This window comes from Rhodothermus marinus, assembly GCF_009936275.1.
Taxonomy (GTDB): Bacteria; Bacteroidota; Rhodothermia; order Rhodothermales; family Rhodothermaceae; genus Rhodothermus; species Rhodothermus marinus_A.
In genome coordinates, this window is record NZ_AP019797.1 from 1,854,075 (window position 1) to 1,878,994 (window position 24,920).

General features: G+C 65.0%; 20 protein-coding genes. 10 read left to right on the top strand and 10 right to left on the bottom strand.

The window, feature by feature from the left end:
* Nucleotides 1-48: 48 nt before the first annotated feature.
* Nucleotides 49-3,468, top strand: coding sequence for a CRTAC1 family protein (locus tag GYH26_RS07995; RefSeq protein WP_161541205.1), 3,420 nt, complete (start codon nt 49-51; stop codon nt 3,466-3,468).
* On the opposite strand, the gene GYH26_RS08000 is transcribed toward GYH26_RS07995, so the two are convergent.
* From GYH26_RS08000 to GYH26_RS08015, 3 genes are all read right to left on the bottom strand, one after another.
* The gene (locus GYH26_RS08000) at nt 3,465-3,740 is read right to left on the bottom strand and encodes a PIN domain-containing protein (protein ID WP_161541206.1); all 276 of its coding nucleotides are present in this window, start codon (nt 3,738-3,740) and stop codon (nt 3,465-3,467) included. The genes GYH26_RS07995 and GYH26_RS08000 overlap by 4 nt on opposite strands.
* Before the next feature lie 6 nt (nt 3,741-3,746).
* Nucleotides 3,747-4,895 (bottom strand): RNA-guided endonuclease InsQ/TnpB family protein, encoded by a 1,149-nt coding sequence (locus tag GYH26_RS08005; RefSeq protein WP_161541207.1) that lies wholly within the window; start codon nt 4,893-4,895, stop codon nt 3,747-3,749.
* A gap of 222 nt (nt 4,896-5,117) precedes the next feature.
* Nucleotides 5,118-5,378 (bottom strand): AbrB/MazE/SpoVT family DNA-binding domain-containing protein, encoded by a 261-nt coding sequence (locus GYH26_RS08015; RefSeq protein WP_161541208.1) that lies wholly within the window; start codon nt 5,376-5,378, stop codon nt 5,118-5,120.
* A 306-nt stretch (nt 5,379-5,684) separates the two neighbouring features.
* On the opposite strand from GYH26_RS08015, the gene GYH26_RS08020 reads away from it, so the two are divergent.
* From GYH26_RS08020 to GYH26_RS08040, 5 genes are read left to right on the top strand one after another with little or no spacing between them, the layout of a single operon-like run.
* The gene (locus GYH26_RS08020) at nt 5,685-6,452 is read left to right on the top strand and encodes an electron transfer flavoprotein subunit beta/FixA family protein (protein WP_161541209.1); all 768 of its coding nucleotides are present in this window, start codon (nt 5,685-5,687) and stop codon (nt 6,450-6,452) included.
* A gap of 2 nt (nt 6,453-6,454) precedes the next feature.
* Entirely contained in the window at nt 6,455-7,438 is a 984-nt protein-coding gene (locus tag GYH26_RS08025) for an electron transfer flavoprotein subunit alpha/FixB family protein (RefSeq protein WP_161541210.1), read from the top strand.
* Nucleotides 7,438-8,766 carry an FAD-dependent oxidoreductase gene (locus GYH26_RS08030; RefSeq protein ID WP_161541211.1) on the top strand — a complete coding sequence of 443 codons (1,329 nt, stop codon included), beginning with the start codon at nt 7,438-7,440 and terminating at the stop codon, nt 8,764-8,766. Before GYH26_RS08025 ends, GYH26_RS08030 begins: the two co-directional genes overlap by 1 nt.
* A 3-nt stretch (nt 8,767-8,769) precedes the next feature.
* Nucleotides 8,770-9,063: a ferredoxin family protein gene (locus GYH26_RS08035; protein ID WP_012843933.1), complete on the top strand. Its 294-nt coding sequence runs from the start codon at nt 8,770-8,772 to the stop codon at nt 9,061-9,063.
* Between the two features lie 30 nt (nt 9,064-9,093).
* Nucleotides 9,094-10,341, top strand: coding sequence for an acyl-CoA dehydrogenase (locus tag GYH26_RS08040; RefSeq protein WP_161541212.1), 1,248 nt, complete (start codon nt 9,094-9,096; stop codon nt 10,339-10,341).
* A gap of 449 nt (nt 10,342-10,790) precedes the next feature.
* Here the strand turns inward: GYH26_RS08040 and GYH26_RS08045 are convergent, their stop codons facing one another.
* The 4 genes from GYH26_RS08045 to GYH26_RS08060 all read right to left on the bottom strand — a co-directional run bounded on the left by GYH26_RS08045 (nt 10,791) and on the right by GYH26_RS08060 (nt 16,135).
* Complete coding sequence (locus GYH26_RS08045) at nt 10,791-11,381, bottom strand: apolipoprotein A1/A4/E family protein (RefSeq protein WP_161541213.1); 591 nt, start codon at nt 11,379-11,381, stop codon at nt 10,791-10,793.
* Between the two features lie 115 nt (nt 11,382-11,496).
* A complete protein-coding gene (locus tag GYH26_RS08050) occupies nt 11,497-12,360 on the bottom strand; it encodes a tetratricopeptide repeat protein (protein WP_161541214.1) in 864 nt (287 codons plus the stop codon).
* Nucleotides 12,357-14,138: a CRTAC1 family protein gene (locus GYH26_RS08055; protein ID WP_161541215.1), complete on the bottom strand. Its 1,782-nt coding sequence runs from the start codon at nt 14,136-14,138 to the stop codon at nt 12,357-12,359. The genes GYH26_RS08050 and GYH26_RS08055 overlap by 4 nt, the downstream gene beginning before the upstream one ends.
* Nucleotides 14,139-14,143: 5 nt before the next feature.
* Nucleotides 14,144-16,135, bottom strand: coding sequence for a multiheme c-type cytochrome (locus GYH26_RS08060; RefSeq protein ID WP_161541216.1), 1,992 nt, complete (start codon nt 16,133-16,135; stop codon nt 14,144-14,146).
* Between the two features lie 196 nt (nt 16,136-16,331).
* Between GYH26_RS08060 and GYH26_RS08065 the strand changes: the two genes are divergently transcribed.
* The 3 genes from GYH26_RS08065 to glnA all read left to right on the top strand — a co-directional run bounded on the left by GYH26_RS08065 (nt 16,332) and on the right by glnA (nt 20,349).
* Nucleotides 16,332-17,456 (top strand): efflux RND transporter periplasmic adaptor subunit, encoded by a 1,125-nt coding sequence (locus GYH26_RS08065; RefSeq protein WP_161541217.1) that lies wholly within the window; start codon nt 16,332-16,334, stop codon nt 17,454-17,456.
* Between the two features lie 6 nt (nt 17,457-17,462).
* Nucleotides 17,463-18,710, top strand: a complete 1,248-nt coding sequence (locus GYH26_RS08070) for an ABC transporter permease (protein WP_161541218.1) — start codon at nt 17,463-17,465, stop codon at nt 18,708-18,710.
* Nucleotides 18,711-18,897: 187 nt separating this feature from the next.
* Nucleotides 18,898-20,349: a type I glutamate--ammonia ligase gene (gene glnA, locus GYH26_RS08075; protein ID WP_161541219.1), complete on the top strand. Its 1,452-nt coding sequence runs from the start codon at nt 18,898-18,900 to the stop codon at nt 20,347-20,349.
* 59 nt (nt 20,350-20,408) lie between these two features.
* Here the strand turns inward: glnA and GYH26_RS08080 are convergent, their stop codons facing one another.
* A complete protein-coding gene (locus GYH26_RS08080; RefSeq protein WP_161541220.1) occupies nt 20,409-22,154 on the bottom strand; it encodes a thiamine pyrophosphate-binding protein in 1,746 nt (581 codons plus the stop codon).
* Between the two features lie 19 nt (nt 22,155-22,173).
* Nucleotides 22,174-23,787, bottom strand: a complete 1,614-nt coding sequence (locus GYH26_RS08085) for an FAD-dependent oxidoreductase (RefSeq protein ID WP_161541221.1) — start codon at nt 23,785-23,787, stop codon at nt 22,174-22,176.
* Nucleotides 23,788-23,867: 80 nt separating this feature from the next.
* Between GYH26_RS08085 and nth the strand changes: the two genes are divergently transcribed.
* Nucleotides 23,868-24,521 carry an endonuclease III gene (gene nth / locus GYH26_RS08090; protein WP_161541222.1) on the top strand — a complete coding sequence of 218 codons (654 nt, stop codon included), beginning with the start codon at nt 23,868-23,870 and terminating at the stop codon, nt 24,519-24,521.
* 5 nt (nt 24,522-24,526) lie between these two features.
* Here nth and GYH26_RS08095 read toward each other — a convergent pair whose 3' ends face one another.
* On the bottom strand, nt 24,527-24,910 hold the full coding sequence (locus GYH26_RS08095) for a YraN family protein (RefSeq protein ID WP_161541223.1): 384 nt from the start codon (nt 24,908-24,910) through the stop codon (nt 24,527-24,529).
* Nucleotides 24,911-24,920: the final 10 nt, after the last annotated feature.

Sequence of the window (24,920 nt, forward strand, 5' to 3'; positions counted from 1 at the left end):
CGACGGCGCTAACTTGCAGGACGTGTCGCCATCCTGCCGAGAGTAACCATGCCACGCCCTGCCGTAACCGTTACGCTGTATATTTTGTTGATGCTGGGCGCGGCCGCCTGCCGCCGCGCTCCTTCGGTCCCGGAGCCCGGTACCGACGCCTACCAGGAGACCGTCACGGCTTTTTACACGGGACTGGCCGCCCTGCAGGCCGGTGAGGATCGGGGCGCCCGTACGCTGCTGGAGCGGGTGACCGAGCTGGCGCCCGGCGAACCGGCCGCCTGGGCCAACCTGGGCCTGCTCGCGCTGCGCCGCAACGACCTGGAGGCCGCCCACCGCTACCTGAACGAGGCCGCCCGCCTTGCGCCCGAAAGCGTCCGCATTCAGGTGCTGCTGGCCCGTCTGGCCCTGGCTGAAGAACAACCGGAGGCGGCCCGTCGTCACCTGCTGGCCGCTCTGCAGCACGATCCCGCCGACCTTGAAGCAGCCTACCTCCTCTTCCAGCTCCTTGAGACCCACCCGGCGCCTGGCGACACGCTGACAGCCGACACGGTGCTGGCCCGGATGTTACGCCACCGCCCCGACAACCAGGCGCTCTGGCTGGAGCGCCTGCGCCGGGCCGTCGCCACCCAGGATGCCCGGACGCTTCAGGAGACGATCGCCCATCTCCAGACGCTCATCGATACCTGGCCCGACGAGGCGCGGACGGTCTGGCAGGAGCTGCTCGCACTGGCCCGCGAGGCCAACTGGACGGCGCTACGTACGCAGGTCGCCTTCCTGCGCAACACGTTGCTCCAGCATCCGGCCTTTCGGGCCGATCTGGCCGAACTGCAACCCCCGCCGGAAGTGCTGAGCCCCCCGCTTACCGAGCCGCTGCGTCTGGAGCCTCCCCGGGCCACCTTCGCCCTGCCCGACACGCTGATGACGTTCCAGTCCGAGCCGCTGCCAGGCGGTCCGGCACCGGCCTCGCGCGTGATCTGGAAGACCGCCGACGCCGACCCGTCGGTACTGCTGGTGCGCACGCGCGACGTCATGTTCGACGACGGCACCGTGCTGCGGCGTCCGGGTCCGTTACCACCAACGGCCACGCCCGCCCACAGCGTCGCCCTGGTCGACTTCGACAACGACTTTCGTATGGATGTGGCACTGGTGGGCAGCGAAGGCGTCCGGCTCTACCACCAGGAAGCCAATGGCACCTTCACCGAAGTCGCCCTGCCCGCACCTCCGGCCGACGGGATCACCGGCCTCTGGGTGGCCGATTTCGACCTGGAAGGCGACCTCGACCTGCTCCTTGGCACCGCATCCGTTTTTTTGATTAGCAATAACGGAGACCAGACCTTCCAGATCCGACGTGTCTTCGACATCGCCCCCCGCCAGCTTGCCTGGAGCGATCTCGACGGCGACGGCGATCCCGACCTGGCCGCGCTGGACCTCAACGGCGCGCTCCACCTCTGGCGCAACGAACGCCAGGGCCTTTTCCTGAAAGACGCGACCATGCCCGCCGGCTCCGGCTGCACGCTCACCTCCGCCGACCTCGACCACGACGGCCTGCTCGGACTGACGCTGTGGCGCCCGGACGGCTCGCTCCACCGACTCGCCTACACGCCACGCACCCGCTCCTGGGAAACCCGTCCGCTGCCCGTCCGAACCCCCGCACTCGACGAAACCGCCTGCCGCCTGGCCCATCTCTTCACCGCCGACCTCGACAACAACGGCGCCCAGGACCTGATCGCCTCAATCCCCGGCCAGACCTGGATCTGGCTCGTTGACGCCCGCGGCCGCCTGCGCCCCGAACCGCTCACGCTCGAAGTGCAGGCCTTCGACGCCGCCGACCTCGACGGCGACGGCCGCCTGGACCTCACCGCCGCGCAACCCGACGGGACACCCGTCCGCCTCCGCAATCAGAGCGACGCGCCGTACGCCTGGACGCTGCTCCATCCCCAGGCCGTCGTCGTGGGCGACCAGCGCGTCAACAGCTTCGGCATCGGCGGCGTCGTCGAGATCCGCGCCGGCACGATCTATCAGAAGCAGGTCATTCAGGCGCCCGTGGTGCATTTCGGGCTCGGACTGGAATCGCGCGTGCCACTGGCCCGCATCGTCTGGCCCAACGGCAACGTGCAGGCCGAATTCAATCTGGCCGCCAACGAAACCGTCCAGGCCACACAACGCCTGAAGGGCTCCTGTCCCTGGGTCTTCACGTTCGACGGCGAACGCATGGTCTTCGTGACCGACTTCATCTGGGGTTCGCCGCTGGGCCTGCGCATCAACGCCCAGGAGACCGGCGACATCGCCCAGACCGAGGACTGGATCAAGATCCGCGGCGACCAGCTCCGCCCACGCGACGGCATCTACGACGTGCGCATCACGGCCGAGCTGTGGGAGACGCACTTCTTCGACCACGTGGCTCTCATGGTGGTCGATCATCCGGAAGGAACCGAGGTCTGGGTGGACGAACGCTTCGCGTTTCCGCCGCGTCAGCTTCGACTCTACCCCACGGGTCCGGTGCAGCCCATTGCCCGCGCCCGCGATCACCGGAATCGGGACGTGACGGATAAAGTTCGGCGTCGCGACGGCCGCTATTTCGACACGTTCGCCCCCGGTGCGTACCAGGGCATCGCCGAACCCCACTTCATCGAGCTGGATCTGGGCAAAAGCGTACCGGCCGACCGACCGCTCTACCTGATCGCCTACGGCTGGTTGCGTCCGACCGACAGCTCGATCAACGTGGCGATCAGTCAGGGTCGCCATCCCCGGCCGCGGGGTCTGCGCGTCGAAGTGCCCGACGGCCAGGGCGGCTGGCGCGTGGCCTACCCGGACCTGGGCTTTCCGGCCGGCCGGTTGAAGACGATCGTGATCGACCTGACCGGCCAGCTCCCGGAGGGTGGTCCGTATCGCGTGCGGCTGCACACGAACCTGGAGATCTACTGGGACTGGATCGGCTGGGCCGAAGCGCGTCCGGACGCTCCGCTTCGCACCACGCGCCTGGCGCCCGAGCTGGCGCTGCTACGTTACCGGGGCTACTCGGCCACCGTGCAACCCGAACGCTCCGCGCCGGAAGTCCCGATCTACGATTCGCTGGCCGGCACGGCCCAGCGCTGGCGCGATCTGGAAGGCTACTACACCCGTTTCGGCGACGTGCGCGAGCTGCTGGCTGAGATCGACGACCGCTACGTGATCATGAATGCCGGGGACGAACTCGTCTTCCACTTCCCCGCCCTGCCCGATCCGCCTGAAGGCTGGACGCGCGACTTCGTGCTCATCGGCGACGGCTGGGTCAAGGACGGCGACTACAACACGACGTTCTCCCGCACCGTGCGGCCCCTGCCCTATCACGACATGCCCGGCTATGACACACCGCCCGGTCGCCTGTGGGACGACCCGGTCTACCGCCGTTTTCCCGAAGACTGGCTGCGCTTCCACACGCGCTACGTGGCACCGGACCGCTTCGACCGGAAGCTGGCGCTGACATCGCCCGATTAAGCCCGCAACGTCAGCCCCTGGTCAGGGAAACGCCGGTCAAACGTGAAAACCTGGCGTACGCCCCTGTGATGGGCTTCCGCCCATAACAGAGCATCGGCGATGGAAACGCGCCCGGATGGCAAACAGCGCATCAGCGCCTGCAAAACGAGCGACTTCGTACAACCAATTGGTTGCAGATTTTCTTTTTGCAGAAGCCAGATCAGACTTTCAACGACCTGCCGACGCGGAACGCCATAAACGGACAGCAGCACATACGCCGTCTCTGCAAGCACAAGCAGTCAGCTACCCACGACTGAAGTTGTGGGCTTGCCCTCCCGACCACCGGCCGGGATAGCACTAAGGGCCGGCTGACAACGGCCCGTGCCCTCAGAGCCCGCTCTTCGGGCAAGGTTCAGCGCCGCCACCACGTCCGCATTGTGCTGAAATCCACACGCCCGGCACCGAAACAGCCGCCCACTCCGACGATTGCGCCGATCGAGGTGTCCACAACGCGGACACGTCCGGCTCGTATACCTCGGGTCAACCACCACCACCCGCACCCCCTTGAGCCGCGCCTTATATTCCAGCAGGTGCCGAAACAAACCGTACGGCCACAACTGGTGCAGGTGGCGCGCCGCTTTGCCCTTTCGCCTTGTGCGTCCGCGAAGACCCCGAAGGTCTTCGATCGCCAGCACGTCACCGGGCGCAAGGCCGTCCACAATGCGGCGGCTCGCCTCATGCAACACCTGCCGCACAAAGCGCCGCTCCCTTCCCGAAAGCCGTGCCCACAGTCGCCTCAGCGACCGGGTGCGTTCGGAAGGGCGATCCAGCTTCGAGCGGATCTCGGCGCGTTTGGCGCGGTAGTGGAGCCGCTTCGTCTTGAGCGCACCTCCAGAAAAACGCGCGCCCGTCGAAAGCGCCGCCAGCAGGCGCTGGCCCAGATCGACGCCCACCACCCGGCCGGTCTGTGCGGCCTCCGGCGTCTCAATGCGAACGGTCAGGTGGACATACCAGTGCCCGCGTCGGTCGCGAAGCAGCCTCCCACCCTGCACGCTGCGCGCCCGAGCAAGCCAGTAGCGATGGTATGGACTCAGCCGCATGGGAATGCGCAGCCGCCCACGCGTGGTCGAAAGGCTGACGCGTTCGCCGCGCAGCGAGAGCGTGCGCTGGTCGTAGTCGCAGGAGGTGGGGCGGTAGTGCTTTGCGCGATGGCCTTTACGATGGCCCGCGCGGGCGATGGCCCGAATGGCCAGGTTGGCCGACAGGCCCAGCGCGCGGAGCTGGCCGTAGACGAGTCGCTGAAGCTTGAACTTGCTGAAGGTCTTGCAGGCCCTGGCCACCTCCAGCGTCAGATTGCACGCCTGCGCGAAGCGCTCGAGGGTTTCCTGGAGGGCGTCTGCCTGCTCGGGCGTGGGATCGAGCCGTGTGCGGAGCGTCAACGTCTGCATGGCGGGGAGTGTTTGTGGGAAGGATATGATGCGGCGGTGTCAGCAGTATGTCACGGGTATGGGGCAATTCCTCCCACGGCTTCAGCCGTGGGAGGAATTGCCCAAGTCATCGTGAAACGCCCAGCACTTCATCACCATCCAGAATAGCTGCAGCACGAGCGGCCATCTCCTCGGGCGTTCCGGTCAGATAGCGCACCAGCACGCTGGTATCGACCAATGCACCTATCGGTTTTCTTTTTCCTGGCTGATGGCTTTCCATGCCTGCTCACGAAGGGCGGTCCAGTCGTCCGTTTCCGGCTGACGCTTGATGTGCGGGGCCAGCATACCCTTCAGGGAACGTCGATGCACAGGGGGTACAAAATACAGTTCAACATGATCTTCGACCAGCAATTGAACAACTTCCCAGCCAGGCCCGATACCCAGTTTATCCCGAATCTTCTTGGCAATAACGACTTGCCCCTTTGGTCCAATCCTGTAAGTCATGGGCAAAAGTAGTTATACTTTGCTTTGGAGAGCATAACTACAGACACTCACTTCTTCAAGGTTCAAACCTGTTGCAGCCGGTCGTCGGAAGAGCAGCACGCGGGTTCGGTCGTGCGTGCGAGCGGCGATAATGCGCGGGCCGACGGCGATCTTCACGACTGCAGCAGGTCAACAGGTAAAAAGTCGGCCGGATCGCTTATTTTGACAGCGTGAACGTCAACTTCTGCAGAGAATCCAAAAAGCGCTTCCGCTTTGAAGCTCAAAATTTCGTAAACTGAAGCCAGGTTGTATCCTTCTCGAAGGACTATGAACATCTGCGTCTGCATCAAACAGGTACCGGACATTCAGGCGCCCTTTCGGATCGTGGACGGGCGCCTGCAATTTGACGTCGAGCGCTATGTCCTGAACGCCTACGATGCCTCGGCCGTCGAAGGGGCGCTGCAGCTCGTCGAGCAGCACGGCGGTACGGTCGAGGTCGTCGCCATCGGACCGGCCTCGGTCTCGGAATCGATCCGCAAGGCGCTGGCCATGGGCGCCGAGCGCGCCTATCACATCGAAGCGGATCCGTCCGACTGGGACTCGGCCACCGTGGCGACGGTCCTGGCCGCCTTTTTCCGGGACCGGAGCTACGATGCCATCTTCACCGGCAAACAGGCCCAGGACACCGACGCGGGCCTGACCGGCACCATGCTGGCCGAGCTGCTGGGGCTCCCCTACGTGAGCAACGCGGTGGGGCTGGCCTACGAAAACGGACGCCTGATCGTCACGCGCCAGGGCGACGCCGGCCGGGAAATCATCGAACTGGCGCTGCCGGGTCTGGTGACGATCTCCAACGACATGAACGACCCGCGCATTCCATCGATTCGGGGCATCATGCAGGCCCGCCGAAAGCCCATCGAGGCGCTCACGCTGTCGGACCTGGGGCTGTCGCCCGAGCAGCTCCGGCCCCGCACGCGCGTGACCGGCTACCGACCGATTCCGCCCCGTGCGTCCGGCCGCAAGCTCGAAGGCGAACCGGCCGAGGTGGTTCGTGAACTCGTTCGTCTGCTCCGCGAAGAAGCCCGCGTGTTGTAACCATGAGCACCTACCTCTGCCATATTCCCACGCAACAGGAGCGCCCCACCCGTGCGGCGCTGGAAGTGCTGACGCACGTGCGCACGCTGGCCCGCCGTGATGGGGCCCGACTGGCCGCCTGTGTGCTGCACCCCGAGGCGGATCGCTTCGTCGAAGCGCTGAAGCTCTACGGGGTGGATCAGGTCTATCTGGTGAAACACCCCGCACTGGACCGGCACCTGAACGCGCCGGTGCTGACTGCGCTGGCGGCCGTCTTTCGCGCGGCACAACCGACGCTGATGGCGCTGCCGTCCACCGAGTCCGTCAAGGACGTGCTGGGGGCGCTGGCCGCCCGCGTCGGAGCCGCCGCCCTGCCCGACGTGTCGGCGTTCGACATCGGCGCGTCCGTGACGGCCACGCGTCCGGTCATGGCCGCCCGTGTGCTGGCCGACACCGAAGCCACCACACAACCCGTGCTTGTCTCGGTGCGGGCCGGCACCTATACCGCACAACCGGCCGAAAGCCCCACCGAGCCCGAAGTCGTGGAGGTACCGCTCGACTTCGACACGGCCACGCTGCGGGCCACGCTCCGCGAGGTGATCACCGGCACGACCGGTCAGGTGGACCTTTCGGAGGCCGACATCATCGTGGCGGCCGGACGCGGCGTGCGCGACGAAGCCGGCAAACAGCTCGTCGAAGAACTGGCCCGCGAGCTGGGCGCCGCCATCGGGGCCTCGCGTGCCGCCATCGAGGCCGGTCTCTTTCCGGCTTCGCTCCAGATCGGCCAGACCGGCAAGGTGGTTTCGCCCACGCTCTACATCGCCGTCGGCATCTCCGGGGCCATCCAGCACGTGGCCGGCATGGCCGGAAGCAAGGTGATCGTGGCGATCAACAAAGACCCGGACGCCCCGATCTTCAACATCGCCACCTACGGCATCGTGGGCGACCTGTACCAGATCCTGCCCCTGCTCCTCGAAGAAATCCGCCGGATCAAGGCCGAAAGCTGATGGAAGCCGAACGCTTCGGGTGCATCATCGTCGGCGGTGGTATCGCCGGACTGAGCGCGGCCATGGTGCTGGCCCGCCACGAGGTGCCCTTTCTGCTCATCGAGCGCGGCGCCTACAGCGGCGCCAAGAACGTCTCGGGCGGCGTGCTCTGGGGCACCGACCTGGCCCGCCTCGTGCCCGAGTACTGGAACGATCCGAACGCCGGCTTCGAGCGCTTCATCAACCACCGGCGGCTGACCTTCCTCGACGAGCAGTCGGCCTTCTCGATCGACTTCAAATCGTCCCACTACGACACGCCGCCCTACATGGGCGTGACCGTGCTGCGGGCCATTTTTGACCGCTGGCTGGCCGACAAAGTGCAGGAAGCCATCGATCGGAGCGCCTGTGCCGACGCGTCCTTTCTGGCCTTCGACGTGCTCGTCGAACGCCTGCTCGTCGAAGACGGCCGCGTCGTGGGCGTCGAGGCCGGCGGTGAGCGTTTCTATGCCGACTGCGTGATCCTGGCCGAAGGCGTCTACAACCTGCTCACGCGCCAGATCGGCCTGCAGGCCGAGTACGTGCCCGCCGACCACATGGCCGTCGGCGTCAAAGAAGTGCTCCGCTTCGACCGTCGGGTGCTCGAAGACCGCTTCCAGCTCTCCGAGCGCAGCGGCTTGGCCAACGAGTTCATCGGCGCCATCACCGACGGCGTCGAAGGCGGCGGCTTCCTCTACACGAACCGCACCACCGTGTCGATCGGGCTGGTGCTCGGCATGGCCGACCTGCGCCGCAAGCGCAAAAAGCCCTACGAACTGCTGGACCGCTTCAAGGCGCATCCCGTGGTGGCCGACATGATCCGGGGGGGCGAGGTCGTCGAGTACTCGGCGCACGTGGTCTCGACGGGCGACATGCGGGCCATGCCGCGCGAACTCTACGCCGACGGCGTGCTCGTGGCCGGCGAGGCGGCCAACCTGCTGCTGAATGCGGGCAAGGCGATTCAGGGCATGGACTTCGCCATGCATTCGGGCATCCTGGCCGCCGAAACCGTGCTCGAAGCCCGACGCGTCGGCGACTTCTCGGCCGCCACGCTCCGCCGCTACCGCGAGCGCCTGGAGCAGAGCTACGTGCTCCAGAACATGCGGAACTTCCAGGCGGCCGTTCGTTTGCTCCACGAACCGGTGATGTACGAACGCATGCCGCGCCTGGCGTGCGACCTGGGCCGTGAGTTCTTCCGCGTGGAAAACCGTCCGGCCCCGAAACTGCGCCAGATTCTACGCGAGGTGGTGCGCCGCCACAGCTCGCCGCTGGAACTGCTCAAACTCACCTACCGGGCCTGGAAAGCCCTCTGAGCCATGACGATCGCCGAACGCCTCGGAACCGTCAACTACCGCAACCAGGAGCGCCGGGACGCCCGGCCGCATATTCTGGTCGACACGAACATCTGCAATACGCGTTGCCCGCACAAGGCCACCACCTACGTGTGTCCGGCCAACTGCTACACGCTCGACGAGCAGGGCCACGTGCACTTTCAGTTCGAAGACTGCATCGAGTGCGGCACCTGCATGTACGCCTGCGATCAGGGGGCCGTCAGCTGGCACTACCCGGATCCCGAGCAGGGCCGCGGCGTGAACTGGAATTACGGATAAGTGCTGCGATCACAAAAAATTGGATAGACCATGGGCTCGTTTCCCTTCAACCCGGACGATGCGTTCCTCTTCGAATCGATGCTGAAGGAGGAGGATCGCCTGATCATGGAGACGGCGCGCGAGTACGCCCAGAGCTGCCTGGAACCCCGCGCGCTCGAAGGCAACCAGCAGGGCATCTTTCACATGGAGATTCCCCGCGAGATGGGCGAGCTGGGCCTGCTGGGCGTGACGATCGACCCGAAGTACGGCGGCGGAGGCGCCAGTTACACGGCCTACGGACTGATCGCCCGTGAGCTGGAGCGCGTCGACTCGGCCTACCGCTCGTTCATGTCGGTGCAGTCGTCGCTGGTGATGTTCCCCATCGAGAAGTACGGTACCGAGGAGCAAAAGCGCAAATACCTGCCGAAGCTGGCCACCGGCGAGCTGATCGGCTGCTTTGGCCTGACCGAGCCCGACCACGGCTCCGATCCCGGCTCGATGGAGACGACGGCCCGGCGCGTCGACGGCGGCTGGATCCTCAACGGTACGAAAGCCTGGATCACGAACGCCCCCATTGCCGACATTGCGGTGGTCTGGGCCCGCGCTAAAGAGCATCCGGACGACGAGGGCGAAATCATGGGCTTCATTCTGGAGCGCGACATGCCGGGCCTCTCGACGCCGGAGACCAAAAACAAGATGTCGCTGCGGGCCTCTTCGACCGGCGAGATCGTGATGGAAGATGTGTTCGTGCCCGATGCGAACGTATTGCCGGGCGTGCGCGGGCTACGAGGACCGTTCTCGTGCCTGAGCAACGCCCGCTACGGGATCGCCTGGGGCACGGTGGGTGCGGCCGAGGACTGCTACCAGCGCACGCGGCGTTACGTGATGGAGCGCACCCAGTTCGGCTACCCGCTGGCGGCCATGCAGCTCATCCAGACGAAGCTCGCCAACATGCTCACCGAGATCACCCAGATGCAGTTGCTGGCCTTCCGGCTGGGGCAACTGGCCGACGAGGGCAGGGTGACGCCCGCCCAGATCTCGCTGGCCAAGCGTAACAACGCCGGCAAGGCGCTGGAGATTGCCCGCATGGCGCGCGACATGCACGGCGCCAATGGTATCGTAGGTGAGTATCGGGTCATCCATCACATGGTAAACCTCGAAAGCGTCAACACCTACGAGGGCACCTACGACATCCACGGCCTGATCCTCGGCCGCGAGATCACGGGCATCCAGGCCTTCGTGCCGCGCGGCAACGACCTGCCCCCGAAGAAAAAGCCCGCTCCGGCTACGGCTTCGTAAAGACCCGCGGCAATCGCTATCCGGTCAACATCCGGCATCGGACACCCGGAGGCTTCGTCGGATGTAGTGGTGGATCGCCGTCTTTGGGCGTGCAGACGTGCACCCGAACGAAGCCCGGGCGCATGCAAAGACATGCGAAGGTTTCCCGGGCCCAATCTACCTGGAGGTCATCCGAAAAATAGTGCGGGAGAAGATCACGATTTCGACCTGCAAACCGTTATAGCCTGCCGTTTGCAGCACCGACCAACGCGCTTGTAGTCAGGCACGGAGCGAAGCGAAGTGCCGTCTCGGGAAGCGCCACTGCGACTGACGCCTTCGTGGCGTACTACAAACATGTGCTTCTGACATGCAGCGCGAAGCGTTGGCTTACCAGATTTCCCCTTGTTTTTCGGACAAAGAAGCGATCAAGCAAAATACCCGACCCGCCACTTTCATACGGTTTCTGCTCTTTATCGAAACAGGGCAAACAGCGCCACAATCACTCCGATCTGCCCTGCCCAGAAAATGAACATCCAGCGCACCAAGCTCGCATACCGCTCGCTGAGCGCTACCTTCACCTCTGCAATGCGGTTGTCCAGTTTCGACTCTACCTCCGTGAAGCGCTGCTCCAGACGGGCCACTTCCTCGGTAATCCGCTTGTCCAGTTTTGCGGTCTCCTCTGTAATCCGATGGTCCAGCCGCTTTTCCACCTCGGCAATCTGCGCTTCCAGCCGCTTTTCCACCTCGGCAATCTTCACTTCCAGCCGCTTTTCCACCTCGGCAATCTTCACTTCCAGACGTTTTTCCGTCTCGGCAATCTGCGCTTCCAGCCGCTTTTCCACCTCGACAATCTTCACTTCCAGACGTTTTTCCGTCTCGGCAATCTGCACCTCCAGGCGTTTGCCTTCGTCGGTCACGCGTCGCTCAAAACGTTCTTCCAGAATACCCAGCAGATTATTGCGCTCATGATGGGCTGCTTCATTCAGAAGCGTGATGAGCGCCTCGACGCCGTCGTCGCCGAGTTTCTCACGCAAAACCTTTGGGACGGTCAGAATCGCCATGAATCTGCAAATGCAGGTGCCTTTCAGCAGCAGAAAAATTTACAGATTTACAGGAAAGTTCCTCGGGCTTCTGAATTGTTCGTCGATCGTTGTGCCGTAGATGGTCCGGACAGGCTCAGCTCGACTTTCCGGGAAGCACTCGCTCCAGCCGATCGGCCAGCGGGCGAAGGAACTGGTCAGGGTCGAGTAGGTTGGTCGTGTCGGCCAGGGCGGTTTCGTTGAAGTCCAGCAGCGGGCACGTAGTGGCCTCTTCCGACACCAGCGCCCGCCCTGTGCGCGTGTTGCCTTCTTCGAGCTGGAGGCGCGCCGCGTCGGTTCGCGCCCGGGCATAAGGCCGGGCCTGTGCCAGCAACGCAGCGGCGGTCTTCCGATCGCCTGCCTGCCACGCCAGATAGGCCTTCAGCACATAGGCCGGCACGCTGCGGAAGTTCATCGCCAGCACCTTGTCGAAGAGCGCGGCGGCTTCCTCGAAACACCCCTCCAGCAGGGCCACTTCGCCGAGGTGCAGCACCGGGCCGCTGTCTTTGTTCAGCGCCAGCGCCCGCTCGAACGAAGCACGCGCGGCCTCCAGGTCGAACAGGGGGCTTTCGGGGTAGCACATCTGCAGGCGACCGAGCTGCATGAAGACCCGGTTGCTCCGGGGGTAGGCGGCGGCCAGCCGCTGCCAGACCCGGTAGGCGTCCTCCAGGCGTCCCAGCTCCAGATAGGTGTTGCCCAGGTAGTAGAGTGCGTTTTCGTGCAGACTGTCGAGCGCCAGCGCCTGTCGATACAGTTCGGCGGCGGCTTCCAGCTCGCCACTCAGGCGCCGCTGCGTGGCCTCGCGGTACAGCTTCCAGAACTGCACCACGCGGGCCCGTTCGGCCTCGGAGGCGTCGGTCGACTCCTGCGAGGCCGTGCGGGAGGCGCATCCGGCCAGCAGCAATAGCCCAAGCAGTCCGCCGACGAGCAGGTGTTTCGATATGAGTCCTGCGCGTTTCATGTGCCCACGTCTTCGACGATACGTACGATCTGCCGGGCCGGTACGTCGGTAAGCACCTGACGGCGGCCGTTGCACGGCCAGATAACCTCGACCGTATCGACGCGGGTGGCCTTCCCCAGTCCGAAGTGGGCCACGGGGCTGTTCTGCGACAGGTAGGAGCTCTGCGCACCGATCTGGCGAACCTGCACCTGTCCGCCCGCCACCACGCGCACCCGTGCCCCCAGTGCCATCCGGTTGCAGGAACGGCTTTCGAGCGCCACCTCCAGCCAGCTGTTCCGGCTGCCCCCTTCGTTGCGGAGCAACACGCCCCGGCCGCCGTGATTCACCACGAAAATGTCCACATCGCCGTCGTTGTCGTAGTCGCCAAAAGCCGCCCCGCGCCCCACATAGAGCGAATCGAAGAAGCTGCCGCTGACGGCCGACACGTCGTAGAACCCGTCGCTGCCACGATTCCAGAAAAGCAGGTCTTTCTGGGGTACGAGCAGGTGCGGGCGGTCGCGCTGCTGGAGCGTGCTGCCATTCGTCACAAACAGGTCAAGCCGCCCGTCGTTATCGTAGTCGAAAAACGAAGTCCCCCACCCCACGTAGTCAAGCGAAATCTGCCCGAGCCCGTACATGTCGGCCTCGTCACGAAACAGCAGCTTGCCCTGCTCCCGCAAGAGGTTCGTGTAAAGGGCGTTTTCCTGGGCCACCCAGTGCGTCAGGAACAGATCCAGGTCGGTGTCGCCGTCCCAGTCGCCCACGGCAATGCCCATCGAACTCCGGTAATCGGCCACCAGCGCGGGATAGCTCAGGTCTTCGAAGGTGCCATCGCCCCGGTTGCGGAAGAAGGTGTTGTCCGAGACGTCGTTGGCCACGTAGAGGTCGAGCCAGCCGTCCTCGTCCAGATCCGCCCAGGCCGCGCTGAGCCCTTTGCCTTCGGGGTCAGCCACGCCGGCCCGGACGGCGATTTCGGTGAAGGTGCCGTCGCCGTTGTTGCGATAGAACAGGTTGCGCTCGGGCTCGAAGGTCGAGGGATTGATGCCCGGCGGATTTTCGATGTCGAAGCCCAGCGCCGAGGGATCATTGCTGACGGGCACGTAGCGGACGTAGCCGGTGATGTAGAGGTCGAGGTCGCCGTCGTTGTCGTAGTCGCCCCAGGAGGCACCTGTCCAGAAGCCCTGCGGCCCGGCCAGTCCGGCCCTGCGGGTTACGTCGGTGAAGGTGCCGTCGCCGTTGTTGTGATAGAGCACGTTCTGTCCGAAGGCGGTCACCACCAGGTCAGGCCAGCCGTCGTTGTCGTAGTCGCCCCAGGCCGCGCCCATACCCCATCCACAGAAGCCCACCCCGGCCGCCTCGGTCACATCGGTGAAGGTGCCGTCGCCGTTGTTATGGAACAGGCGGTTGCAGGTACCGGCCCGGCGCCCTTCTTCGGGCGTCATCGAAAGCGGGCCGATCGTACTGACCACGTAGAGGTCGAGCCAGCCATCCCGGTCGTAGTCGCCCCAGGCTGCCCCCGAGCCCATGTCTTCCGGGATCTGGCTTGTGCGCCGGCCTGCAAAGTGGCGAAAGCGAATGCCGGCCGCCTCCGTCACATCCGCGAACGTCACGCGGGGATAGTCCGGCGGGAGCGTCCGCTCCAGGCGGGCCACCACCCCTTCGACCTGTTCGCCCGGGCGGTACGGCGCTTCGTCCGTGTCGGTCATGCTCCAGACCAGCACGCCGCCGCCCAGGCTACCGACCAGCGCCACTCCCAGCGCCCACAGCGCCTGGCGCTTTCTTCGCGAAAGTCGTCCCATCGTGCTTACATCACCTGAATCACCGTGGAATCGGCCGACAGCTCCGTCACCGGTGCGGTCAGCGTGGTGTCGGGGAACAGGAAGTTGAGCAGGAACTGGTTCACCTTGCGGTAGCAGAGTCGGGCCTTCACGTGCAGGCGACGGGCGTCGCGCGGCACGGTGAACGTGTAGCGGGCCTGATCGGCATAGCCCGGAAACATGGCCCGCTTGTAGCGCACGCCCACCATCTCCCAGAGGTTGTGCCGGTCGATCAGGTTGCCGTAGCGGTCCACCGGCTCCGCCTTGAAGACGAAGGAGCCGGGCTCGATGAAGTAGCGGTCGTCGAGCCGTCCGCTGGCGAACACCTCCCGACCCTGCTCGTCGGTCACCACAAACTCGACCCAGGCCTGGATGATGTCCAGTGGCCCGGTGGGGAAGTCGTGCCCGGCCTTGTTGTTCAGCATGGCCACTTCGACGGTGACCGTTTCACCGGAACGGGCGCGTTCCGGGGCCAGCACCTGGATGGGAATGACCGGCCCGTTGCGCCACTTGTCGGCAATCTCCGGCACTTCGATCTCGCCGCGAAGCCACTTTTCGACGAGCCGTGCATGTTCTTTGCCGCCCGGCAGCTCCAGGTGGGCCGGAATGAACTGATTGGCCCCAAGAAAACGGTGGCTGCGGTGCTTGCCGTCGTCGGGCGATCGGTTGTAGTCGAGCGCATCGCCACGGGCCGGATCGAACGAATCGACCAGCGGCATGTGGCACTCCCGGCATTCGATCGTCTTCGCGGGATCGCCCGGATGATTCCAGCGGCTCTTGCGCCAGTTGTCGTACTGGTTCTGGAGCTGCACCCAGCCCACGTTGTTGATCTCCTCATCCACGAACTGCTTGTGGCAGGCGCCACAGAACTCCGGGCTCTTGAACATGCGGCGGCTCAGGCTCGAAACGTGGTGCTTCGGATAGGAGCGAATCAGGAAGTTGCTGATCAGTACACCGAGACCGCTCGTGTCGCGCTCGAACAGATAGGGCTCCGGCGCGTGGATCACGTAGTCCGCATTGCCCCGCACGTCCACTTCCTGGATCGCATGGCAGGTCACGCACGAGACGCCCTCATGCAGCCCCACAGGATTGGTCAGGTCGTCGCGAAACAGGTTCTTCGCAGCGCTGAAGAGCGAGATCGGGTCGTGGCAACCGCCACAGTAGCGGGTCGATTCGGCCCCGTTCTGCGTGCCCATCACATGCTGCACCCGTCGAAACAGCGGGTCGGCCGCCGAATAGCGGTGCGCGCTGGGCAGCCATTCTTCGTAGATCTGCTCGTGGCAGCCCGAGCGCCCGCACGAAGCCGACCCACCCAGCATCTCGGCCGGAATGGCCTTGTTGTTCTCGGTGCGGGCCAGACTCGGCGCAAAGGGGCGATCGGGGCCGTAGAGGTAGCTGTAGTCCGGCGGAAAATCGACGTAGCGCGCCGGCGCCCGGTAGACATAGGCCAGCGCCACCACCACGACGAAAAGTCCCAGCGTCAACGCCGTCACCGCCGCCGAAAAATGCCGTTGCGCCACCAGCACCGGCCGAATCGCCTCACGCTTGCGGGCGCGGTGGTCGCGCACCATGATCCAGACCACGTGCGGCACAACCGTGGCGATCAGCGCGAACGTGGACCAGAGGTGCACCCGGCTCCAGCCGTAGTGGATGCGCGTGTCCCAGAGCGCCTGCACCGTCAGCACCAGTCCCGACACAATCGCCACCAGCGTGGCGACCATCCCCACATAGCCGAGCACTACAATGTGATTCCACGGCATGCGCCGGTAAATCCACCAGTGCCGCACCTGATACCACAGATAAGGGAGCAGAAATGCCAGCCCCCCGACGGTGTGGAGCAGCACGATGAACTGAGCGGGCACGCTGAACGGCAGCAGGTAAATACCCAGGCCACTCAGCGTTTCAAACAGCAGCAGACCGCCCACACACCACAGCAGGCGGTGCCGCCATTCACGGACACGGGGATGATCGGGCTGCATGGCGCCGGGCCTTTTTTGGATTGAAGTACAAAAATGCATTTAATCATCCTTTGTCTTAAATTGAAGGTAACAGCCTGCTTTACCCATGTCAAGGGCTTGTCGCGTCTCCACAGCGCAGGTGTAACCCGGCCGCAATGTTTTCGTAAAGCCAGAGCGTCGTTTCAGGGTAATTGTCTGTGAAAAACTCTTGAGCTCCATGAAACGTGTGCTCTGGGTGACAGCCGGGCTGGCCGTAATGGCCGTGGTGATCCTGCTGCTGCTTTCCTCCGACAACGGTCAGGCGGCCGAAACGCTACCCACCGTCACGGTCACGCGCGGCGACATTGTGGACAAAGCGCTGGCGGTCGGGACCATCGAGCCTCGTGTCGAGATCAGCGTCAAATCTCAGGTGGCCGGTGTGGTGCGGCGGCTGTTCGTGGACGCGGGCGACTACGTGGAAGCGGGCACGCCGCTGCTGGAAATCCAGCCCAATCCTACCCCTCAGGAACTGATCGACGCCGAGCGGCGGATCGAGCTGCGCCAGCTCGAAGTGGACAACCTGCGCCGGGAGTTCGAGCGGCAGCAGCAGCTCTTCGATCGCCGGCTGATCTCCGAGCAGGAGTACGAACGCGCCCGCCGGGCCTACGAAGAAGCCCGCCTGCAGCTTCAGGCCGCCCGCGAGCAGCTGGCGCTGCTGCGGGAAGGTCGGGTGCAGACCGAGTCGGGTCGCTTCGAGACGGTCGTCCGCGCCCCCATCAGCGGCTACGTGCTGGAAAAGATGATCGAAGTGGGCGATCCGGTCGTGCCACTCACCTCCTATCAGGAGGGCACCGTGCTGATGACCATGGCCGACATGAGCGATCTGGTCTTCCGGGGCACCGTGGACGAAATCGACGTGGGGCGTCTTCAGGAAGGCATGACGGCGCAGATCAAAATCGGGGCCCTGCCGCAGGCACAGGTGACCGGTCGCCTTTCGAAAATCTGGCTCAAGGCGAAAAAAGAGGAAAACGCGACCGTCTTTCCGGTGGAGATCGAGATCGTCGAGGCGGTCATGCGCGACCCGCGCGATCCGGAGGCGCCGCCCCGGCCACTGGTGCTCCGGGCCGGCTACTCGGCCAATGCCGAGATCATCATCGAAAAGCGCGAAAACGTCCTGCTCATTCCGGAGCGCGTCGTCACCTACAGCGACGACACGGCCCGCGTGACGGTGGTCCTGCCAGACGGCACGACCGAGGAGCGGATCATTCAGACCGGCCTCAGCGACGCGCTGCACGTGGAGGTCGTTTCGGGTCTGGAGGAAGGCATGAAGGTGCAGGAAAAACCCCTGCCACAGATTCAGTAAAGGGCCATGCGCTGGCTGACCACGCTGGAGCAGTTTCTGCACGACCTGAAGGCGCAGCGGCTGCGCACGACGCTGACGATCCTGGGCATCACCTGGGGTACGGTGGCCGTCGTGGTACTGCTGGCCTTCGGCGTGGGCTTCGAACGCCAGACGCGCAAGAACATGCACGGCATGGGCGACGGGATCGTGGTGCTTTTCGGCGGCACGACCACCCGACCGTTTCAGGGTTATCCGGACGGCCGCCCCATCCGCCTCCGTGAAGAAGACGCCCGGCTGCTCCAGCGCGAGATTCCGGCCATCGAAGCCATCAGCCCCGAGTATATCAACCGCCAGACGCCCGTCCGGCGCGGCCGTGCCGTCACCAACCCCGCCATCACGGGCGTCTATCCCGTCTACGGACGCCTGCGCAATATCATCCCGGAGCCGGGCGGACGCTTTCTGAACGAGCAGGACCTGAAGCTGCGCCGCCGCGTGGTCGTACTCGGCGATCAGATCAAAAAGCTCCTGTTCGGCGACGAAGAATCCGTCGGGCAACAGGTCTACATCGGACAGACGCCGTTTCTGGTCGTCGGTGTCATGCAGCCCAAAACCCAGAACAGCTCCTACTATGCCCGCGACGCCGATCGCATCTTCATCCCGGCCTCGACCTTCCGCGTGCTTTTCGGTGATCGCTACGTGAACAACCTAGTCTACCGCCCCGTCGATCCGGACCTCAGCGATCGGGTAAAGCGGGCGGTTTACGTCACGCTGGGACGCCGCTACCGCTTCGACCCCGCCGACGAGGACGCGCTGGGCGTCTGGGACACGAACGAAATGGATCGTTTCGTCAAGTACTTCTTCCTGGGGTTCAACCTGTTCATGGGGCTGATCGGCAGTTTCACGCTGACCGTGGGCGGGATCGGCGTGGCCAACATCATGTACGTCGTGGTGCAGGAACGCACCCGGGAGATCGGCATTAAGCGAGCACTGGGGGCGCGTCGGGGCACGATTCAGCTACAGGTGATCTTCGAGGCACTGCTGATTGCACTCACGGGCGGCGCCGTCGGCCTGCTCATTTCCTGGCTGCTCGTCGAAGCCGTGCGACACATCCCGAACAAAGAGGGCGCGCTGGAATTTCTGGCCAACCCGGTGCTCTCCTCGCCCATCGCGCTGCTGACCGTCGCCCTGCTGACGCTGATCGGTCTGGCGGCGGGATTCTTCCCGGCCCGCCGCGCCGCCCTGGTCGATCCCGTTGAGGCACTTCGCTACGAATAACCCCCTTTTCGCTTAAACAACAATCCTGTTTACCTTTCTTTTTGAGACAACTCAATATTTTCCCTTTAAAAATCACATAAAGCCTGTTGACATCTAAATAAATCCGGTCTATATTCCAGAAGGCCTTACTAAGTAAGCCATAACTCCCTTTAAACCAATATTCTTAAAACCAAACCCAAGCGTACGTATGGCGCCGCCACTGATCACGGAGATGCCGGTGGAGACCCGGCAGGAAGCCATCCGAAAGGTGTTCGAGCTGATCGAAAAGGAAGGGGCGCAGATGGTCGACATTCGCTTTGTCGACTTTCTGGGTCAGCAGCAGCACTTTTCGATCCCGGCCGATCAGTTCGAGCCTGATCACTTCGATGAGGGCGTGGGCTTCGACGGCTCGTCGATCCGGGGCTGGAAGAGCATTCACGAGTCGGACATGCTGGTGATCCCGGATCCGACGACCGCCTTCATCGATCCGTTCTTCCAGCACAGGACGGTCGTGCTCATCGGCGAAATCCACGAGCCCGGTACGCTGGAGCCCTTTCAGCGCTGTCCGCGAGGCATCGCCCGCCGCGCCGAGCAGTTCCTGAAGCAGTCGGGCATTGCCGACGTGGCCTACTTCGGGCCGGAGGCCGAGTTCTTCGTCTTCGATCACGCCTCGTTCGATGAAGGGCCCAACCATGCCTTCTACAAGATCGACTCGGACGAAGGCGCCTGGAACCGGGGCCGGCACGACAGCCTGGGTTACAAGCCCACCACGAAGGGCGGCTACTTCCCGGTGCCGCCGACCGACTCGCTGCAGAACCTGCGCGCCGAGATGGCGCTGCTCATGGAGGCCATCGGCATTCCGGTGGAGTGCCAGCACCACGAGGTGGCCTCCGGCGGCCAGTGCGAGATCGACTTCCGCTTCCAGCCGCTGTTGAAGTGCGCCGATTTCCTGATGAACTACAAGTACATCGTCAAGAACACGGCCTGGAAGTACGGCAAGACGGTCACCTTCATGCCCAAGCCGATCTTCGGCGACAACGGCTCGGGCATGCACACGCACATTTCGCTCTGGAAGGATGAGCAGCCGCTGTTCTTCGGCGACAGATACGCCGGGCTGAGCCAGGAGGCGCTCTGGTTCATTGGCGGCATCCTGCATCACGCGCCGGCCGTCATTGCCTTCACGAACCCGACGACGAACTCCTTCCGACGGCTGGTGCCGGGCTTCGAGGCACCGGTGAACCTGGTCTACTCGGCCCGCAACCGGAGCGCCGCCATCCGCATCCCGGTCTACTCGGACAGCCCCAAAGCCAAGCGGATCGAGGCCCGCTTCCCGGACCCGTCCTGCAACCCGTACCTCGCCTTCTCGGCGCTGCTGCTGGCCGGGCTGGACGGCATCCGTAACCAGATCGATCCGGGCCAGCCGGTCGACAAGGACATCTACCACCTGTCGCCCGAAGAGCAGGCCGCCCTGCCCCAGGCGCCCAGGTCGCTCGAAGAGGCGCTCGAGGCGCTCGAAAAGGACCACGAATTCCTGCTGCAGGGCGGCGTCTTCACCGAGGACGTGATCGAGGCCTGGATCCAGTACAAGTACGACAACGAGGTGCAGCAACTCCGGATGCGCCCGCATCCGTACGAGTTCTCGCTGTACTTCGACGTGTGAGCGACAATGCCGCGACGATAGAACGGGCGGTCGCGCTTCGGTGGCCGCCCGTTTTTTTCTTATCCCCGCAGCCGGCGCCAGAGGGCGCGGCCCACGAAGCGCAGCCGGTCGCCCGTCGGGAAGCGCGCGAGCACGGTCTTCACCACGCCCCGGGTGAAGCGCGTGCGGCGGCTGTAGTCGATGGGCACGTCCACCACCACGACGTCGCCGCCCTGCGCCCACGCGAGCGCCTCGCGCAGCGTCCGCTCCAGCACGGCCGGCTCGCCCTGCAGTCGGACATACCGGGCGTCCACCGCCCGGGCGATCCCGTCGAGCCGCACCTCGCCGATCACGGTGCAGGTCTTTCGGTTGTAGGGGATCTCCTGGCCCTGGGAGATCTGGCTCAGCTCGCCGTCGTGAAAGACGCAGCAGACCACGCCGACGCCCATGCGCCGGGCCGTGAGCAACTCCAGGCCGGTCATCAGGAACGCCCCGTCGCCCACGACGGCCACCACCGGCCGGTCGGGGTGCGCCAGCTTCGCGCCCACGGCCGCCGGAACGGCGTATCCCATGCAGTTGAAGTCGGTCGGCACGATGAGCGTGCGCGGCCGCCGCACTTCGAACAGCTCGGCCGTCAGGTAGGTGTGGTTGCCGTCGTCCACCGTCACGATGGCCTCGTCGGGCAACACGGCCCGCAGCGCATCGAAGAACCGGACGGGATTGACGCGCGCGCCGCTGTCGTGCCGGTACCATTCGTCCCGATAGGCCTGCTTGTCGGCCCGGATCTGGCGGGCGACGGCTTCCCGCCGCTCCCGGCGATCGACGCCCATGGCCCGGAGCGCCTCCAGCAGACGCGGCAGCACCACGCGGCTGTCGCCCGCGATGGCCACGCAGGCCGGGTAGTTAACTCCGAGCACACCGGGGTCCAGGTCGATATGCACGAGCGCCTCGGGCACGCGCACGCCAAAGCTCCCGGTGGGAATCTCCGCAAAGCGCGTCCCCACGGCCAGCAGCGCGTCGCAATCTTCAAAGGCCCGTTCGGCCGCTGGCACGGCCGCCCGCGAAAAGCCCATGCCGGCATGCAGTGGATGGTTGCCCGGGAAAGCGCTCAATCCCTGCAGCGTGGTCGCTACCGGCGCCCCCAGCCGCTCGGCGATCTCGATGAGCGGCTCGGTGGCATCGACGGCACCCCAGCCGACGAAAATGCCCGGCCGCTCGGCTTCGGCCAGCACCCGGGCGGCCTCCTCGATCAGCGCGTCGTCCGGTGCTTCCGACGGCGGAGGCGGCGTGAAGGCAGGCAACGTCGGCACCTCGCCCTGAAAGAGCTGTACGTTGACGGGCACTTCGACAAAGACGGGGCCGGGCACGCCCGATACGGCCGTCCGGTACGCCTCGAAGATGGTCGGGACGATCTCCGCGTGCCGCGTCACGCGCCAGAAGCCTTTCGTGACGGCGCTCACCAGCTTCTCCTGGTCGATTTCGTGCAGTTGAAAATGAAACGGAATATCCGTCCGGATCCCGCCCGAGACGACCAGCATCGGCACGCCCGCCAGATAGGCCTCGCCCATGCCGCCCATGGCCAGCGCCGCACCGGCCGCCGGTACGATGGCAAGCGCTCCGATGCGGTCGGGTGCCACCCGGCTGACGGCGTCGGCCATGAAAGCCCCGCCGCCTTCGTGCGTGACCAGCACGGGCCGCACGCGCTCGCTCCGGCCCAGCTCGTCGTACAGCTCCGTCACGTGCACGCCCGGAATGCCGAACGTGAACGGCACGGGCAACTGCTCCAGGGCGTATCGAATCAACCAGGCTCCGCTTTTCTTCGGCATGGCGTTTTCCTCGGTCAGGTTAGAGATGGCGGGCGGTGGTGCGTGCCGTGAGGATGCACCCGCCCAGGAACGTCCCTTCCAGTGAGCCCCGGCCGTGAATGCCGCCGCCCCCGAAGCCGGCCGCTTCGCCCACGGCGTACAGGCCGGGAATCGGCGTGTCGTTGGGCCGCAGCACCCGGCCTTCCAGGTCGGTCTTGAGTCCGCCCAGGCTCTTGCGCGTCAGGATAAAACAGCGAATCGCAATCAGCGGGCGGGCTTTCGGGTCGAGAATCGGCTGAAAACGACACAGCCGGAGCCGGTCGGCCCGGTAGGTGCGGAAGTTCATCAGCCGCCGGAGCTGCTCGTCGTTGAAGAAGGCCGGGCCGCGGGCGATCATCGCGTCGTACTCCTGAATGTCGCGCAGCATGCCCTCGCCGTCGATCTGGAGGCCGAACAGGCTCCGGGCATTCATGCCGTCGATGAGGGCCTCGGGCGTGTCGGCCACAACGAAGTCGTCCGGGCACTCGTCGATGAGCCGCCGCACGAGTCGGTGGTTACCGCGCACCAGCTCCCAGAGCATGCGCAGGCGTTTCTTGTAGCGGAAGGCCTCCATGTAGTCGCAGCCCGAGACGGCCAGTTCCCGCACGGCAATTTTGTAGTTGAGCACCAGCCAGCTGTACTGGCCGGGCTGGCGGAGCACCTGCTCGACGAGCCATCGGGTGTCGGTGTACCCCACCAGCGGCGGGGGCCCGATACGTCGGCCGTGTGCGTTGCACCAGAGCGCCGAGCGCGGCGGCACCAGGCTCAGGCCATCATCGGGGCGGCGCCGCGCCGGATGGTGCACCCCGGCCGCGTAGTGCCACTGCAGGTCCAGGTGCGTCAGGTGCGCGCCGAGTGCGGCCGCCCGGTCGTGCAGCAGGCCGTCGGCGTAGCGATGAGCCCCGTTCAGCAGCTTGCGGGGCGGCTCGCCCCAGGGACGGTACCAGTGCGCGCGGAGCTTGCTCAGATCGCCCCCGCAGATGCCCCCCGAAGCCACCACCACGGCTTCGCCCCGGGCTTCGAAGTCAGGCCCATCCGGCTCCACGTGTCCCACAATGCCCACCACGCGTCCCCCCTCTTCCACAAAGTCCGTCACGGCGTGCCGGAAGTGCAGCGCAAACCGATGTCGGTTCGGATGCGCTTCCAGCGCCGCGATTACCCGAGTGGCGATCTCGTAGCCCGTGCCCCAGGCGATGTGCCAGCGCGGTACCGAGTTGAGCGGTTCGTAGAGCCCCCGCTCCGGCCAGTTCACCAGCGGGAGAAAGCGCACGCCCAGCCGATCCAGAAACTCGAAGATGAGCGGGATGGAACGCTCGCAATAAAGCTGTGCCCAGCGGCGTGGCCAGTGATCCTCGGGACCGAAGCGGGCGCAGCGTTGCCAGTCGCTCCAGGCCAGCTCCGGACTGTCCTGAATGCGCAGCCGCCGCTGGTGCGGCGTATCTACCAGAAAGACGCCGCCGAACGATTCGCGGGCCAGCCCGCCCAGCCGCGCGGGTTCGTCGCGATCCAGCAACACCACGCGACGGTTCTTTTCGAGCAGTTCCAGGGCGGTCACCAGCCCGGCCAGCCCGCCCCCCACGATCACCACGTCGGCTTCGTAACGAAGCGATTGCATCGGAACGCTTGCGGGAATGCAGGATTTGCCGGAATTTACCGCCGCGATTCTACCTTTGCAACGAACCTTCACAATGGCCTATGCCCACCGAAGACGCACGCCGGCGCATCGGCGCCATTCTGGAGCGCCTTCGCGAAGCGTATCCGAATGCCATCACCGAACTTCGCTGGTCCAACCCGTTCGAATTGCTCATCGTGACCGTACTTTCGGCGCAGACCACCGACAAAAAGGTCAACGAAGTATCGCCGGAACTATTTCGGCGCTATCCGACGGCCGAAGCGCTGGCGCAGGCCAACCCTGAAGAACTCGAACCGCTCCTCCGTCCGCTGGGCTACTACCGCCAGAAGGCCCGGACCATCGTCAACCTGGCCCGCCAGCTCGTCGAACGTCACGGCGGCGAGGTGCCACGCAGCATGGAAGCGCTGACAGCATTGCCGGGCGTGGGCCGCAAGACGGCCGCCATCGTGCTGGGTACCGCCTTCGGGATTCGCGAGGGCATCGCCGTCGATACACACGTCAGCCGCGTGTCGCAGCGCCTGGGGTTGACCACCCATAAGACACCCGACAAAATCGAGCAGGACCTGATGGCGCTGGTGCCGCGCGAGGACTGGACGTGGTTCGGGCACGCCCTGGTACTGCACGGCCGCTACGTGTGCCTGGCACGTCGCCCGCGCTGCAGCCAGTGCGTGCTGGCCGACATGTGCCCGCGTATCGGCGTGACCGTGGCCGCCTGAACTGTCTATCCGGCCCAGAAAGCGTCTTTGAAATGTTCGATTTCCGGCGGACGGTCGTCGTGCAGCACGATGGCGATCACGTCGAAGCGACAGCGGGCGCGCTGCAGGTGGTGCTCGTAGAGGTAGGCCCGGGCGGCACGGATCAGGTGACGTTGCTTTTCGGGCGTAACGGCCTCCTCCGGACGCCCGAAACCCAGCCCGCGCCGGGTCTTCACTTCGACGAAGACGATCTCGCCCCCGTCCTCGGGACGCGGGGCCGGTTCGAAGCAGACCAGGTCGATCTCCGCGCGCTCGAAGCGGTACTGACGCGCCAGAATCCGATAGCCCTGCTGTTCCAGATAGGTCGCGGCCAGGTCTTCGCCCCGGGTGCCGATCGTGCGTGTATCCATGCGTCGTCGA